Below are 381 nucleotides of genomic sequence, written 5' to 3'. Positions count from 1 at the left end.
CCTCGTCCTCTGCCTGATACACGCGCAGCTTGAGCCGCGGCGGCGAGCGGGCCGGGGCGATCTGACGGTTGAGACGGACGGGATCGGGCAGGAAGTCCGCGACGCGCGCCACGCGCTCGTTGATCGCAGCGCGAAGGCTGCGGCGGTGCAGACGGCGCGCCGCCTCGATGTCCTTGAGGCTGAGAGCTTCTCCAGCGTGCTCCTCGTTCACCGCCCAGCAGAGGAAGCGCTCACGGTGGAACACCCGGATCTCCGACACATCGCGTGGGTCGTAGCGGATCGTGACGGTCTCGCCGACATAGGCTGCCAAGGTCGATGCGACGTACCGCAGGCCCTGGAAGTGAATGCCGTCCCGACGCACGCAGCGTGGCTTGGCGACCA

1 protein-coding gene is annotated in these 381 nt (G+C 68.2%); it reads right to left on the bottom strand.

Translation table 11 applies throughout. From position 1 onward, the window contains the following. Window positions 1-381, bottom strand: a 381-nt coding sequence (locus KZZ07_RS26715; protein WP_219519953.1) for a Mu transposase C-terminal domain-containing protein, incomplete at both ends; no start/stop codon positions are given.

It is taken from the genome of Mameliella sp. CS4 (assembly GCF_019392335.1).
Taxonomy (GTDB): domain Bacteria; phylum Pseudomonadota; class Alphaproteobacteria; order Rhodobacterales; family Rhodobacteraceae; genus Antarctobacter.
The sequence above is the reverse complement of the archived record's forward strand: the minus strand, read 5'-3'. Positions and strand labels throughout refer to the sequence as shown.